General features: G+C 66.3%; 13 protein-coding genes. 3 read left to right on the top strand and 10 right to left on the bottom strand.

The window, feature by feature from the left end:
• Positions 1-9 precede the first annotated feature (9 nt).
• The 8 genes from hflX to dusB form a co-directional block, all read right to left on the bottom strand.
• Positions 10-1,350, bottom strand: a complete 1,341-nt coding sequence (gene hflX, locus ACW179_RS14720; RefSeq protein ID WP_492060222.1) for a GTPase HflX — start codon at positions 1,348-1,350, stop codon at positions 10-12.
• Positions 1,351-1,360: 10 nt separating this feature from the next.
• Positions 1,361-1,609, bottom strand: a complete 249-nt coding sequence (gene hfq / locus ACW179_RS14715) for an RNA chaperone Hfq (protein ID WP_013079113.1) — start codon at positions 1,607-1,609, stop codon at positions 1,361-1,363.
• Positions 1,610-1,775: 166 nt separating this feature from the next.
• Positions 1,776-2,639 carry a D-amino-acid transaminase gene (locus ACW179_RS14710; protein WP_492060221.1) on the bottom strand — a complete coding sequence of 288 codons (864 nt, stop codon included), beginning with the start codon at positions 2,637-2,639 and terminating at the stop codon, positions 1,776-1,778.
• Positions 2,640-4,028, bottom strand: coding sequence for a nitrogen assimilation response regulator NtrX (gene ntrX / locus ACW179_RS14705; protein ID WP_492060220.1), 1,389 nt, complete (start codon positions 4,026-4,028; stop codon positions 2,640-2,642). It abuts the gene before it with no gap.
• The gene (locus ACW179_RS14700) at positions 4,025-6,265 is read right to left on the bottom strand and encodes a sensor histidine kinase NtrY-like (protein WP_492060219.1); all 2,241 of its coding nucleotides are present in this window, start codon (positions 6,263-6,265) and stop codon (positions 4,025-4,027) included. The genes ntrX and ACW179_RS14700 overlap by 4 nt, the downstream gene beginning before the upstream one ends.
• 57 nt (positions 6,266-6,322) lie before the next feature.
• A complete protein-coding gene (locus ACW179_RS14695) occupies positions 6,323-7,744 on the bottom strand; it encodes a sigma 54-interacting transcriptional regulator (RefSeq protein ID WP_492064323.1) in 1,422 nt (473 codons plus the stop codon).
• 2 nt (positions 7,745-7,746) lie between these two features.
• Positions 7,747-8,862 (bottom strand): two-component system sensor histidine kinase NtrB, encoded by a 1,116-nt coding sequence (locus ACW179_RS14690; RefSeq protein WP_492060218.1) that lies wholly within the window; start codon positions 8,860-8,862, stop codon positions 7,747-7,749.
• Entirely contained in the window at positions 8,859-9,866 is a 1,008-nt protein-coding gene (dusB, locus tag ACW179_RS14685) for a tRNA dihydrouridine synthase DusB (protein WP_492060217.1), read from the bottom strand. The genes ACW179_RS14690 and dusB overlap by 4 nt, the downstream gene beginning before the upstream one ends.
• Before the next feature lie 99 nt (positions 9,867-9,965).
• Between dusB and ACW179_RS14680 the strand changes: the two genes are divergently transcribed.
• From ACW179_RS14680 to ACW179_RS14670, 3 genes are read left to right on the top strand one after another with little or no spacing between them, the layout of a single operon-like run.
• A complete protein-coding gene (locus ACW179_RS14680; protein WP_492060216.1) occupies positions 9,966-11,117 on the top strand; it encodes a bifunctional 2-C-methyl-D-erythritol 4-phosphate cytidylyltransferase/2-C-methyl-D-erythritol 2,4-cyclodiphosphate synthase in 1,152 nt (383 codons plus the stop codon).
• 36 nt (positions 11,118-11,153) lie between these two features.
• Positions 11,154-11,645: a CinA family protein gene (locus tag ACW179_RS14675; protein WP_492060215.1), complete on the top strand. Its 492-nt coding sequence runs from the start codon at positions 11,154-11,156 to the stop codon at positions 11,643-11,645.
• Positions 11,646-11,647: 2 nt separating this feature from the next.
• Complete coding sequence (locus tag ACW179_RS14670) at positions 11,648-12,763, top strand: FUSC family protein (RefSeq protein ID WP_492060214.1); 1,116 nt, start codon at positions 11,648-11,650, stop codon at positions 12,761-12,763.
• On the opposite strand, the gene ACW179_RS14665 is transcribed toward ACW179_RS14670, so the two are convergent.
• Together ACW179_RS14665 and lipA are read right to left on the bottom strand one after the other, a co-directional pair.
• Positions 12,760-13,215 (bottom strand): type II toxin-antitoxin system RatA family toxin, encoded by a 456-nt coding sequence (locus ACW179_RS14665; protein WP_492060213.1) that lies wholly within the window; start codon positions 13,213-13,215, stop codon positions 12,760-12,762. The two genes, ACW179_RS14670 and ACW179_RS14665, sit on opposite strands and share 4 nt — an antisense overlap.
• A 4-nt stretch (positions 13,216-13,219) precedes the next feature.
• Complete coding sequence (lipA, locus tag ACW179_RS14660; RefSeq protein ID WP_492060212.1) at positions 13,220-14,197, bottom strand: lipoyl synthase; 978 nt, start codon at positions 14,195-14,197, stop codon at positions 13,220-13,222.
• Positions 14,198-14,253 lie beyond the last annotated feature (56 nt).

Genomic DNA, 14,253 nt, shown 5'->3' with positions numbered 1-14,253 from the left:
CGTCCGTTCCTATTCGGCGGCGGTGATCACAAAGGCGTCGGGAAACTGGCGCTCGAAACGCCCCAAGGCCTGGGCGTCCATGCGGGCGACCAGCAGCACGCCGCCCTCCGCCTCGTCCTCGCGGCTGAGAACCCGGCCATTGCGATAGATCCAGGCCAGGGCCTCGCCATCGCCGGCGGTCAAGCGCACGGCCACGGGCGGCGCATCATCGATCAGCGTGGCGATCCGCTTGAGCAGGGCCTCGCAACCCTCGCCGGTAACAGCCGAAACCGCAGAGGCCTCGACCCGACGGGCGCGGCCGGTCACCTCCTCGCGGTCGTCCTCGGGCACCAGGTCGAACTTGTTCCAGACCTCAACGACGGTCTTGCCCTCGTCGAATGTCACGCCCAGTTCCGCCAGCACAGTCTCGACATCTCGAGCCTGGGACTGGCTGTCGGGATTGGCGATGTCGCGCACATGCAACACGACGTCTGCTTCCTGCACCTCCTCCAGCGTGGCGCGGAACGCCTCGACCAGTTCGTGCGGCAGGTCGGAGATGAAGCCCACGGTGTCGGAGAGGATCGCTGGACGCCCGTCGGGCAGCTTCACCGTCCGCAGGGTCGGATCCAGCGTCGCAAACAGCATGTCCTTGGCCAGGACTTCAGCCTGGGTCAGCCGGTTGAACAGCGTGGACTTGCCGGCATTGGTGTAGCCGACCAGGGCCACGGTCGGGTACGGAACCTTCTTGCGGGCCTTGCGATGCAGGGTGCGGGTGCGGCGCACCTCTTCCAGCTCGCGCTTGAGCTTGATGATGTTGTCAGCGATCAGCCGGCGATCGAGCTCGATCTGGGTTTCGCCGGGGCCGCCGGTGTTTCCGGTGCCGCCGCGCTGGCGCTCAAGGTGGGTCCAGGTGCGAACCAGGCGCGAGCGCTCATAGTCCAGTCGCGCCAGCTCGACCTGCAGCTTGCCCTCGCGCGTGCGGGCCCGGCGGGCGAAGATCTCCAGGATCAGCCCCGTCCGGTCGACGACCTTGACGTTGAGGCCCTTCTCCAGATTTCGTTGCTGGACTGGCGTCAACTGATCGTCGAACACCGCGACGTCGATCTTCTCGACCTCGCAGATGGCCGCAAACTCTTCGATCTTCCCCTTGCCGAACAGGGTGGCGGGCGTGACCACGCGCAGGGGGGCGATCGCCGTTTCAACAACGTTCAGGTCAAGCGCCATCGCTAGCCCGACCGCTTCCTCCAGGCGTGACTGCGGGTCACGCGCCAAGGCGGCGGCCGGGCCTCGCAGAGGCCGTACCGGGTGGATGACAAACGCCCTAAGAACCGGCGTGGCGTGATCTACGGATTTGGAATGGGATTTGGACAAGCGTCTCTAATCAATCGTCGGAGTCGGCGCTCGGCTCGTACAGCTGGACGGGCTGGGCCGGCATGATGGTCGAGATGGCGTGCTTGTAGACCAGTTGCGACTGGCCATCGCGACGCAGCAGGACGCAGAAGTTGTCGAACCAGCTGACAACGCCCTGAAGCTTGACGCCATTGACGAGGAAAATGGTGAGCGGCGTCTTGGATTTGCGCACGCTGTTCAGGAACGTGTCCTGGAGATTTTGTTTCTTTTCGGCAGACATGGGGGTTCCCCTCTTATTGTTTCGGAGGGCAGAACGCCCTCCACACAAACAAGCTCATGCTAGTTCATTTTTCGTCGAACGCACTCAACATTCGACGACAAATGCTCGCAAAGGTCGGATGCGCAGCGATTCCGACCATGACGGCAAACGCCGTTACGGACCGAACCTAGACCGCCTTCTCCGAGGCGCGTCGGATATAGAGGTCCCGAAGCCGTGTCGCCACCGGTCCGGGCGCACCATTTCCCACCGTCACGCCATCCACCTTGACGATGGGCATCACCAGCGTGCCGGCGCCGGTGATGAAGGCCTCGCGCGCCGCCTGGGCGTCGGCGATGGTGAAGGGCTTCTCGTTGATCGGCAGGCCCGCCTCGCGGATCACCTCAAGCAGGGTCGAGCGGGTCACGCCACGCAGGATGTTGGCATTGGTATCGCGGGTGCGCAGATTTCCTTCTGCGTCGATGATCCACGCGTTGGACGACGCGCCCTCGGTGACCAGACCCAGGTCGTCGACGAACCAGGCCTCGATGGCGCCGCGCTCACGCGCCGCCTGCTTGGCCAGGGCGTTGGGTAACAGGCCGACCGACTTGATGTCACAGCGACCCCAGCGGTTCTCGGGAACCGAGATCACTGAGGCTCCCACAGCTGCCCTAGCCTCTGCGGCCTTGCGATCAACCGACTTGGCGGTCACCACGATCGACGGCGGTACAGCGGGACTGGGGAAGGCGTGGTCGCGCCGGGCCACGCCGCGCGTCACCTGCAGATAGACCAAGCCATTGCGAACCATGTTGCGACGAACGGCCTCGCGCAGCACGCAGGTCAGGGCCGCCTCGCCCATCGGATGGGCGATACGCAGCTCATCGAGGCTGCGCCAAAGCCGTGCGAAGTGGCCCTCCGCATCGGCCAGCTTGCCGTCAAACACAGCCCAGACCTCATAGACCCCGTCGGCGAGCTGATAGCCGCGATCCTCGATATGGACGGCAGCCTCGCCGTGCCGAACGAAGCGGCCGTTCACATAGGCGAAACGCGACATCTACTCTTCCTCTTCGACCCGGGCGCCGGCCACGCCCAGGGACTTCAGCTTGCGGTGCAGCGCCGAGCGCTCCATGCCAATGAAATTGGCCGTGCGAGAGATATTGCCGCCAAACCTCAGGATCTGGGCGTTGAGATACTCGCGCTCGAACAGCTCCCGAGCTTCGCGCAGCGGCAAGGCGATGATCCGCTCGGCTCCGATGGCCCCCGCATGCCCGGCCGAAGGCTGCTCGGCTCCCGCGAGCATTTCGGCCGTGATCACGTCGCCAGGCTCGCCGGCGGCCAGGATCAGCATCCGCTCCACATTGTTGCGCAGCTGACGAACATTGCCCGGCCAGGTTTGAACCTGGAGCGTGGCCAGGGCATCGTCGCCCAGCCGGCGGCGCGGAAGGCCTGTGGCCTCCACAATGCGGTCGATAAAGAAGCCGATCAGCTCGGGAATATCCTCCCGCCTTTCCGAAAGGCCAGGCACGCGCACCGGCACGACGTTCAGGCGGTGGAACAGATCCTCACGGAAACGCCCGGCCGCGATCTCGTCGCGAAGATCGCGCGAGGTCGAGGAGATTACCCGCACATCCACCTGAACGTCGTTGTCGCCGCCCACACGCCGGAAGCGCTGCTCGACGAGAACCCGCAGGATGCGGCTCTGGGTTTCCCGCGGCATGTCAGCCACTTCGTCCAGATAGAGGGTGCCGCCGTGGGCACGTTCGAACACGCCGATCTTGCGTGGACGACCGCCCTCGCCTTCCTCGCCGAACAGTTCGACGTCCAGGCGCTCGGGCGCCATGCCGGCTGCGCTGACTGCCACAAACTCCTGCCGGGTGCGGGCGCTGGCGGTGTGGATCAGGCGGGCCACCAGCTCCTTGCCCGACCCCGGCGGTCCTGAAACCAGCACACGACTGTTGGCCGGCGCGACCTTGGCGATCATCTGGCGCAGCGCCTGGGCGGCGGCCGACTTGCCCATCAAGCCGTCGGACGTGAAGCTCTGGGCCCGCAGCCGGCGGTTTTCGCGCTTCAGACCCGCAGCCTCCAGCGCCCGCTCGACCACCAGAAGCAGGCGATCGGACTTGAACGGCTTTTCCAGGAACTCGTAGGCCCCGCGCTTGATGGCGCTGACGGCGGTTTCAATATTGCCGTGACCCGAGATCATGATCACCGGCAGGTCCGGATCCAGCGCCTTGACCATGTCGAGCAGCTCCAGCCCGTCCATGCCCCCGCCCTGCATCCAGATGTCGAGCACCAGAAGGGCCGGCTTGCGCGCGCGCAGAGCCGCCAGGGCCTGGTCGGCGTCGGCTGCGGTCCGCACGGCGTAACCCTCGTCCTCGAGGATGCCGGCCACGAGGTCGCGGATGTCGACCTCGTCGTCCACGACAAGCACATCAGCGCTCATATCATTTCCTCTACGCTACCCAAGGCCGCCACGGACAAGCGTGCGGTCGTCGGAAATCTAAGGATTACGCGGGCGCCGTTGCCCTCGCGTGCATCGTTCAGGACAAGGCTGCCCTCGTGGTCTTCCATGATCCGCTTGACGATGGCCAGGCCCAGGCCCGTGCCCTTCTCGCGGGTCGTCACATAGGGCTCGGTCAGCCGGTCGCGGTCGCGCGCCGGCAGGCCCACCCCGTTGTCTTCGATGATCACGCACAGGTCCTGCGCGTCGGAAACCAGGGTGGCGACGATCCGGCCTAGCGGTTGCGGCGACACAAGACGCCGCGCTCCGACCGCCTCGCCTGCGTTCTTGAGAATATTGGTCAGGCCCTGGCCGATCATGCGTGCGTCGCAGGTGATCATGACGTCTGCCTCGACGCCCTCGAACACCACATCGATATCGGGATCAACGAAGCGCTGGGCGAACACGGCCTGGCGGACCATTTCTGTCAGGTTGGCCGGCTCGAAACGCGGAGCAGGCATCCGCGCGAACGCCGAGAACTCGTCGACCATCCGGCCGATGTCGCCCACCTGCCGGATGATCGTCTCGGTGCATCGATCGAAGGTCTCCAGATCGCTGGTGATCTCCTTGCGATACTTGCGCTTGATCCGCTCGGCCGACAGCTGGATCGGGGTAAGCGGGTTCTTGATCTCATGGGCGATGCGGCGCGCAACATCCTTCCATGCAGCGTTGCGCTGGGCGGCAACCAGACGCGTAATGTCATCGAAGGTCAGGACGAGCCCCTCGGCGACCTGACCGGCCCCACGCACCCGCAGGCGGCGGGTTTCGCCCTCGCGCATCAGATCCACTTCGACCTCAGCATCCGAGCGGCCTTCCAGCACGCGCTCGATCACCACGTCGAACTCGGGTGCGGCCTCGATCAGGTTCAGACCAACCGCATCCTCCTGCAGGCTGAGCAGGGTGACAGCCCGCCGGTTCAGGGCCGAGATCCGCCCCTGGGCGTCGAGGCTGACCACACCGGCGCTGACGCCCGACAGCACTGTCTCGATGAACTGCCTGCGCGTCTCGGCGTCCAGACTGGCCGTACGCAAGGCGGCCTGCTGGACCTGTAGATCCGTGGTCATCATGTTGAAGGCGTTGGACAGGGCCCGGATCTCGTCTGGTCCGACCGTGGTGTCGACCCGCGCGTCCAGATCACCCGCCGAGACCCGGCCCGCCGCCTCGACCAGCCCTGCCACTGGTCCCGCGATGGAATTGGCGGCCGCGATGCCCACCCACACGGCGGCAACCAGCACCAGCAGAGCGGTCTCGACATAGCTCAACCCAAAGATCGCCTGGATCCGCACCCGACTTCGCTCGGCGTCGCGATACGAGATCAGCGATTCCTCGGTCTCGATCAGGTGGCTCAGTATGCCCGGGTCGACGGGCCGGACGACATACAGATAGGCGTCAGGAAAGGCTTTCAGGCGATAGAGCGCCCGGAACAGGTCTGCGGACACAAAGCGCTGGGCGATAGCCTCGCCGGTGTCGGTGCCCGCAAAGCTGGACGGCGGCGGCGCCAGGAAGGGCGGCGCGCCCTTGGTTTCGGCGCGGGCCAGGATGCGGCCGTCCCGGTCCAGAAGGTAGGCAGCGGAAAAGCCGTTGTCCTCGGTCAGATCTGACAGGAAGTGGCCGAACGCCACCGGAGCCTGCGACAACGCCGGAGCAGCCCTGTTCAGTTCGGCGGCCATCGGGCGGATGTGCTCGCTGATGTACTTGATCTGCTCGGCCACATAGGAATTGGCGACCTTGGCCGAGTTCTCGACCACTGTGCGCACCCGCTGGCTGAACCACCCCTCGACACCGCGATTGACCAGCACGCCGAAAAACAGCGCTACGATCACAGCCGGTGCCACCGCGGCGAACGAGAAAAGCCCGACAAACCGCAGGTGCAGGCGCGCGCCGGCATCGTTGGCCCGCGCATCGATCATCTCGAACAGCCGAAGGCCGACCACCGTCGCGATCCCGAGGATCAGGACAAGGTTGAAGCCAAGCACGATCAGGATCGCCGTGCTGGCCGGACTGATGGGCCCGCTCTTGGGCGGCGACGAGGCCAAGGCAACGCCGGTGATCGTCAGAAGCGCCGCCAGGGCATAGGCCCCGCCGATTACCGAGCGCGACCGCAAGAGCTCTCGCCACCAGGCCCGACTGAAACGGGTCGGCGGCCCCTCGAACCCGGACGCGGACAGGACTGACGCCATGACGCTAGTTTAGATGGGGGTGTGCCCCAAACTCAACAGCTATGTGCCAATAAAGCTTCAGCGCCTGCCGCGAGTCATTTCCACGCCCAGGTCCTGGATCTTCTTGCGCAGGGTGTTGCGGTTCAGGCCCAGAATTTCGGCGGCCCTCACCTGGTTTCCGCGCGTAGCCGACAAGGTCAGCTGGATCAGGGGACGCTCCACCTCCTGCAGCACCCTGTCGTACAGGCCGGCTGATGGCACGCCGTCCGGCTGGTCTGCGAAATGCGCCGCCAGATGCCGCTCGACCAGCATCGACAGGGTGACCGGCCCCTCGTCGGAGCGCACCGCCGGGGTGTGGTCCTGCAACTCTCGATCGACGATGCGGGCGTTGATCAGCTCCTCGGCATAGAGGGCGCACATCCGTCGGATCAGGTTTTCCAGCTCGCGCACATTGCCGGGCCAGGAGTGGGCCTTCAGGCGATCCAGGGCGCTGGAATCGATCGTTTTGGCGGGCAGGCCCTCGCGATTAGCGCGCAGCAGGAAGGTGCGGGCCAGGTCCGGGATGTCCTCGGTGCGGTCGCGCAGGGGCGGCAGGCGCACGGGCGCGACATTGAGGCGGAAGAACAGGTCCTCGCGGAAAAGGCCCTGCTGGATCAGACCGCGCAGGTCGCGATTGGTGGCAGCGATGATCCGCACATTGGGGCGACGGCCGGTCTTCGGATTGATCACGGGCTCGGTGCCGTCGATTACGCGCAGAAGACGGGTCTGGGCGTCCAGCGGCATGTCGCCGATCTCGTCCAGGAACAGCGTGCCGCCATCGGCCTCGATCAGGCGACCCAGATCGCCCTCGCCGCGTCCGAACAGCTCGGTCTCGACCCGTTCGCGAGGCACGGCGGCCAGGTTGATGACCACGAACTTGCCGTCGCGACGACGACCCAGTTCGTGCAGGGCGCGGGCGACCAGCTCCTTGCCGGTCCCGCTTTCGCCCAGGATCAGCACCGTCAGGTCGGCGCCGACCAGGCGGGCGATGGTTCGATAGACCTCCTGCATCGGTGCCGAGCGACCGATCAGGGGCAGGCGCTCGTCACGCATGGCCCGGGCCTGGGCCTTGGACGCCTCCGCATCGGCTGGACGCGACAGGGCCCGGCGGGCTGCAGCGGTGACATCATCCAGGTCAAAGGGCTTGGAGATGTATTCAAACGCCCCGGCATCGGCGGCATTGACCGCCGTCAGCAGGGTGTTCTGGGCGCTCATCACGATGATCGGCAGCTTGGGCCGTTCCTTGCGGATGCGCGGCAGCACGTCGAAGACGTTCTCGTCGGGCATCATCACGTCGGTGACGACCAGATCGCCTTCACCGTCGGTGACCCATTTGAGCAGGGTCGTGGCGTTGCCCGTCGCCCGGACCTGGTAGCCCAGGCGGGTAAAGGCCTGGCTGAGCACGAGCCTGATCGAGGAATCGTCGTCGGCGATCAGGATCTTCTTGCTGGCGGCGTTCATACTCACGCGTCTCCAGAGGAGGGTTCAGGGGCCACGGGCAGCAGCACGCGGAATACGGTACGGCCGGGCTCGGATTCAAAATCGATCAGTCCGCCATGGGCGGTGACCAGCTTGGTGACCAGCGCCAGGCCGAGACCGGTGCCGTTGGCCTTGGTGGTGACGAAGGGTTGGAACAGGTGATCGCGCAGGGTCTGGGGCACGCCCGGACCGTTGTCCTGCACCCGCACCTCGATCGGCGCGCCCGCGGCGGTCTTGCCGTCGGCGCCGCGCACGCGAACGCCGGGGCGCCAGGCGGTGTTGATCGAGATCGCCCCGCGCCCGTCGCCGCGCATATGGGCGGCTTCGGCGGCGTTCTTGACCAGATTCAGGAAGATCTGGATCAGGTGATCCTCATCGCCCCAAACCGACGGCAGCGAGGGGTCATAGCTTTCGCGCAAAGACAGGCCGTCAGCCACGCCGTTGGCGACCAGGGCGCGCACGCGGTCCAGCACCTGGTGGATATTCACCGGCTCGCGCGGGGTCGGCGCGTCGTCAGAGAAGGCCTCCATGCGGTCCACCAGGCGGCGAATCCGGTCAGTCTCGTCCACAATCAGCTGGGCCAGCGGCTGGTCGACCGCCGATGCGCCGGTCTTCAGCAACTGCGCGGCACCGCGGATACCCGCCAGAGGATTCTTGATTTCATGAGCCAGCATCTTGCCCAGCCCGACCACCGAGCGCAGCCCGGCGGCGTCAGAGGCGCGTTCAACGCTGAGCACCCCCTTGACGTGAAGGGTCAGCAGGACCGAGCCGTCGCCCAGCGGCGCAGCCGCGCCGTCGGCCTCAAAGGGCGGCTGGCCGAACAGATTGACCTCGACGCCGTGCTCGCGAACCAGCGAACCCTCGAAGATGGCCCGGTCCAGAAGCGCCACCAGAACCGAGCCTGGCGGCAGGGCAGCGCGGAAGCGGCCCCGGGCCAGCAGCGACAGCCCATGCCCGAACAGCGCCTCGGCCGCCTCGTTGACGGCGACAAGCCCACCTTCCCGATCGATCACCAGGGCCGGTTCGGGATTGAGGTCGAAGGCGGCGGATTTCAGCGCATCGGGCGCCTTGCCGCCCAGAACACGCGCACGGTCGCTCATGCGGCGGCCCTCCGATCTTCCAGCCAAAGTCGTTTCAAGCCCCGCTCGATCGCGTCTGGTGCCTCCAGCCGGCACAGCTCGGCTCGCGCCGCGCGGCGCGCCTCCGGCGTATCAGGCCAGGGCGCAGCATCGATGTAAGAGGCCAGGTGCTTGCGGAACATCTTCAGGCCCAGCCCTTCGCCGTAGAAGTCGAGGCTGCGCCGGAAGTGTGTCAGGGCGATCGCGAGGCGCTCCTCGGCATCAGGCTCGACGAAGGCGCGCCCCTCGAGCGCGGCCTCTATAGCTCCTGCAATCCAGGGGCGGCCATAGACTCCGCGACCGATCATCACCCCGTCCGCGCCCGACTGATCCAGCGCCTTGCGCGCGCTGTCGCCGTCGATGATGTCGCCATTCACCAGCACGGGAACGGAAACCGCCGCCTTGACCTCGGCGACGGCCGACCAGTCGGCGACACCCTTGTAGAACTGGCTGCGCGTGCGGCCATGGACTGTAATCGCCTTGGCGCCGGCCGCTTGCGCGCGGCGCGCGATGTCGGCGGCGTTGCGCAGATTGTCATCCCACCCCAGACGCATCTTCACTGTAACGGGCACATCGACAGCGGCGACCGCCGCAGCGACCAGAGCCGAGGCGAGTTCGGGCTCGCGCATGATCGCTGAGCCCGACTGCTGACCGGCGGAGACTTCCTTGGCGGGGCAGCCAAAATTCAGATCGACGATCTGCGCACCGGCCAACGCGGCCATGCGTGCGCCCTGCGCCATCAAATCGGGATCCCGACCAACCAATTGCACGACCATCAGCGGCAAGCCTTCGCCCACAGCGGCGCGGCGCACCACATCGGGCCGGCCTCGCGCAAATTCAGCGCAAGCCACCATCTCGGTTGCCACATAGGGCGCACCGAGCGCCGTGGCCGTTTCCCTGAAGGGCAGATCGGAGACTCCCGTCATGGGCGCGATCCAGACGCGCCCACGAACCTCCACTCCACCGACATCGAGCGCATTGCTCATTTTGTGATCATCCCCACCGCCATCTTTTTAGGCACATTGTGCAGCGCAGTAAAGCCTTGATCGCTGGACAACCGCATCGACGCGACTAAGACACCGGTCATGAGCTTCTCCGTTGTGATCGTCGCCGCCGGCTCCGGAAGCCGCGCAGGCCCCGGCCAGGCCAAGCAATGGCGCAGGCTGGCGGATAAACCGGTTCTGCGCTGGTCCGTCGAGGCCTTCCTCGCCGCCGGCGCCACAGACATCGTGGTGGTCACCACCGAAGACGGTGAGATGGCCCTGCCGGACGTCCTTTCCGGCTTGCGCGGCTGGCGCGTAGCGCGTGGCGGGACCACCCGCGCCCTCTCGGTCCAGTCGGGCCTGAGCGCCCTGGCTGAACGTCCAGCCGATGAACCCGTTCTGGTCCATGACGCCGCCCGGCCGTTCGCGCGCGAGACCATCATAGCGGCCCTGCTGGACGCCTTGAAGGGCGCGGACGGCGCCATCCCCGCCCTGCCCGTCGCCGACACGCTCAAGCGCGCCGTGCCCGGCGAGCGTCCGTTGACGACACCGCGCGAACATCTGTGGCGCGCCCAGACGCCCCAGGCGTTCTCGCGCAGCCGTCTGCTGGCCGCCTACGCCGCCTGGACCAGCCCCGCCGAACCGACCGACGACGCCCAGGTTATCGAGGCCATGGGCGGCGTCGTGGCCCTCGTGCCCGGCGATCCGCTTTTGATGAAACTGACCTATCCGGAGGACTTCGCCATGGCCGAACTGCTTGCGGGCTCGGCCCGGATCACCCGGGTCGGCCAGGGCTTCGACGCCCATCGCTGGGGTCCCGGCGAGTCGGTCTGGCTTTGCGGCGTCGAGATCGCCCACGATGAGACCCTGATCGGCCATTCGGACGCCGACGCCGGCTTGCACGCCCTGACCGACGCCCTGCTCGGGGCTGTCGGCGAGGGCGACATCGGCGACCATTTCCCGCCGACCGACCCGCAATGGAAGGGCGCGGCGTCCGACAAATTCCTGATTCACGCCGCCGATCTGGTGCGCGCCAAGGGCGGCGTGATCATCAATGTCGATGTGACGCTGATCTGCGAGCGCCCCAAGATCAAACCGCACAGGGCGGCCATGCGCGAACGTTTGGCGCAGATTCTGTCGCTTCCGCTCGACCGGGTCAGCGTCAAGGCGACAACAACCGAGAAGATGGGCTTCACCGGTCGGGGCGAGGGCCTGGCGGCCCAGGCCATTGTTGCGGTCGAGACTCCCGCCTGAGCCGTGTAGGCTGCCCCCACCCCGCAGGAGACGCCGATGTTCCCGCTCGAAATCCAGACCCTGGCCCGCCTGCTCATCGACGAGGCGCGCTCCAAGTCTTTGCGGATCGTCACGGCTGAAAGCTGCACCGGGGGCCTGGTGGCGGGCGCGATCTGCGCCATTTCCGGCGCGTCTGACGTCTTCGAGCGCGGCTTCGTCACCTACACCAACCGCGCCAAGTCCGAGATGTTGGGCGTGCCCGGTGACCTGATCGCCGACCATGGGGCGGTTTCCGAACCTGTTGCGCGGATGATGGCCGAGGGCGCTCTGGAAAACAGCAATGGCCATGTCGCTGTTTCGATCACCGGGGTGGCCGGTCCAGGTGGCGGCTCGCCGATGAAGCCAGTCGGTACGGTTCACTTCGCCGTGGCGCGCGCCAACCGTTCGGTCGTGCATCGCCATGAGGGCTTCGATGGCCAGACTCGCGAAGACGTCCAGTTGGCGGCGATCCGAACGGCGCTGGAGATGCTGCGCGAGGCCGTGGCCTGACCGTGCCTGAAGCGCCCCCCTTCGACTGGCGGCGCTTCGTCGGCAAGGGCCTTTCGCGATCGGCGCTGGCTGCTGCGGCCCGACGCCGAAGCGAGATCCGTCATGCCCTCCGCGTATCCGCCGCCGTCGGCGCGACCTTCGCCCTGGCCACCCTGCTGAAGCTTCCGCAGGGCTATTGGGCGGTGTTCACGGCGGTGATCGTGGTCCAGGCCAGCCTGGGCGGCACCATCACCGCCTCCATCGAACGCTTCATGGGCACGGTCGTCGGGGCGCTGGCCGGCGCCGGCGCGGCCTATCTTCATACGCGCTGGCCGCAATTTGGCGGTCTGATCCTGTGCGCCACGGTCGCCCTCACGGCACTGTTGGCGGCCGTCCGCCCGGCGTTCAAGGTGGCCCCGGTCACGGTGGTGATCATGCTGATCGGCACGACCACCCATATCGAGCCCCTGACGGCGGCGTTTTATCGCGTGATCGAGATCACCCTCGGCAGTCTCGTGGGGGTCGCTGCGACCTTGCTGATCTTTCCCGCCCGCGCCCATGGTGCCGTGGTGGCCTGTGTCCGCGAGATCACGACGCTGAACACCGATCTGCTGACCCACTACACCAAGGTGCTGCGCGGCCAGCCCAGTAACCTGTCGACGGCCGATCATTACGACGCCAACCGCGCCGCCATGGCCAGGCTGCAAACGGCGATGACCGAGTCCGACCGCGAGACCGCGACGCACCTGAGCAATCGATCGGCGCCCGAGGCCCTGCCCCGCACCCTATGGCGACAGCGCAACGACATCGTGATGATCGGCAGGGCCTTGGCCCAGCCTGTGGCCATCCCGGACCTGGTCGAGCCCGCAGCCGCCATGATCGAGGCCGCAACGACATTTCTCACCCAGGCCACGGGCCTGATCGCCGACGGCCCTCGCCCCGACAGGCTGGCCCTGGCGCAAGCGCACAACCGCTTTCAGGCGTCCATCGAGACCTTGAGAGCAGAAGGCGCGATCCGCGATCTGGCGTTCGACGATGCAGCGCGCGTGTTCGGACTGGTGTTCGCCATCGAGAATCTGCACGCCAATCTGGGCGATCTGGCTGACCGCCTTGAAGAGCGCAGTGAAACCGCTGACTAGGCCCCGGGCGCGCCGTGGATTGCGCGCGCCCGAGCCTCGAAACAGGCGATCAACTTGTCGGCCGCCCGGTCGAGATTTGCGGCCAGAAGAGCATCCAGCATCCGCGACTTGAACGCGAAGTCGATGACGAATTCGACAAGGGTTTCATCACCTTGTGGCGAAAATTTCCATTGGTTTGAAAGCCGCTTGAAGGGCCCATACAGCAGACTGACATCGACGGTCAGATGCTCGGCGTCACGATGCACACGGGTGGCGAACTTTTCCCGCAGGAACGAGAATCCGACCTGGGCTTCAGCATCGATGGTGCTGACCGCGCCGTCCTCCCGCCCGTTCCATGTGCGCATGGCGGTTATCCAGGGCACAAACCGCGGATAGGCCTCCACATCGCCAACCAGCGCAAAAAGCTGCTCGGGCGTGTAGGGCAAAACCCGCGTGACGACGTGGCGATGCAAGGCCCTAAGCTGTCCGCGCGTCCAGCGCCCGGCGCGCGGCCTGCAGCTTGGCGAAGTCTTCGCCGGCATGATGCGACGAGCGCGTCAGGGGGCTGGCAGAGACCATCAGAAAGCCCTTGGCGCGGGCGATGGCCTCATAGGCCTTGAACTCGTCAGGCGTCACGAAGCGGTCAATGGCGGCATGCTTGCGGGTGGGCTGCAGGTACTGGCCGATGGTGATGAAGTCGACGCCGGCGCTGCGCATGTCGTCCATCACCTGCATGACCTCTTCCTTGGTCTCGCCCAGCCCGACCATCAGGCCCGACTTGGTGAACTGGGTGGGGTCGCGCTGCTTGACGCGGTCCAGCAGGCGCAGGGACTGGTAGTAGCGGGCTCCAGGGCGGATCTTCAGATAGAGGCGCGGCACGGTTTCAAGGTTGTGGTTGAAGACGTCCGGGCGGGCGTCGATCACGACGTTCTCGGCCTGGTCCTTGCGCAGAAAGTCCGGCGTCAGGATCTCGATGGTCGTGCCCGGCGCAGCAGCGCGGATGGCCAACACGACCTGGGCGAAGTGATGGGCACCGCCGTCAGCCAGGTCATCGCGATCGACCGAGGTGATGACAACATGCTTGAGGCCCATCTTGGCGACAGCCTCGGCCACGCGGCGCGGCTCATCGGCGTCCAGGGCGTTGGGCAGGCCCGTAGTGACGTTGCAGAAGGCGCAGGCCCGCGTGCAGATCTCGCCCATGATCATCATGGTCGCGTGCTTCTGGCTCCAGCACTCGCCAATGTTGGGACAGGCCGCCTCTTCGCAGACCGTGGTCAGCTTGTGGTCGCGGACGATGCCCTTGGTCTCGTTGTAGCCGGGCGAGCCGGGCGCACGGACGCGCAGCCACTCGGGCTTTCGCAGCACCGGCGTATCGGGGCGGTTTTGCTTTTCGGGATGGCGCGCGGCCCGGTCATCCGGGTTGCGTGCCTTCAGTGTGTCGATCACCGTGGCCATAGGGCCTAAATCGGACGTCTTGGCCTCCGGATCAAGCACGCGATCTTGCATAGCGC

It is taken from the genome of Caulobacter sp. AVps18 (genome assembly GCF_058681425.1).
The sequence above is the reverse complement of the archived record's forward strand: the minus strand, read 5'-3'. Positions and strand labels throughout refer to the sequence as shown.

Bases quoted from the DNA above. Each gene is read 5' to 3' on its own strand.
- hfq (WP_013079113.1), bottom strand. From the start codon at position 1,609: ATGTCTGCCGAAAAGAAACAAAATCTCCAGGACACGTTCCTGAACAGC.
- ACW179_RS14710 (WP_492060221.1), bottom strand. From the start codon at position 2,639: ATGTCGCGTTTCGCCTATGTGAACGGCCGCTTCGTTCGGCACGGCGAG.
- ntrX (WP_492060220.1), bottom strand. From the start codon at position 4,028: ATGAGCGCTGATGTGCTTGTCGTGGACGACGAGGTCGACATCCGCGAC.
- ACW179_RS14700 (WP_492060219.1), bottom strand. From the start codon at position 6,265: ATGGCGTCAGTCCTGTCCGCGTCCGGGTTCGAGGGGCCGCCGACCCGT.
- ACW179_RS14695 (WP_492064323.1), bottom strand. From the start codon at position 7,744: ATGAACGCCGCCAGCAAGAAGATCCTGATCGCCGACGACGATTCCTCG.
- ACW179_RS14690 (WP_492060218.1), bottom strand. From the start codon at position 8,862: ATGAGCGACCGTGCGCGTGTTCTGGGCGGCAAGGCGCCCGATGCGCTG.
- dusB (WP_492060217.1), bottom strand. From the start codon at position 9,866: ATGAGCAATGCGCTCGATGTCGGTGGAGTGGAGGTTCGTGGGCGCGTC.
- ACW179_RS14680 (WP_492060216.1), top strand. From the start codon at position 9,966: ATGAGCTTCTCCGTTGTGATCGTCGCCGCCGGCTCCGGAAGCCGCGCA.
- ACW179_RS14675 (WP_492060215.1), top strand. From the start codon at position 11,154: ATGTTCCCGCTCGAAATCCAGACCCTGGCCCGCCTGCTCATCGACGAG.
- lipA (WP_492060212.1), bottom strand. From the start codon at position 14,197: ATGGCCACGGTGATCGACACACTGAAGGCACGCAACCCGGATGACCGG.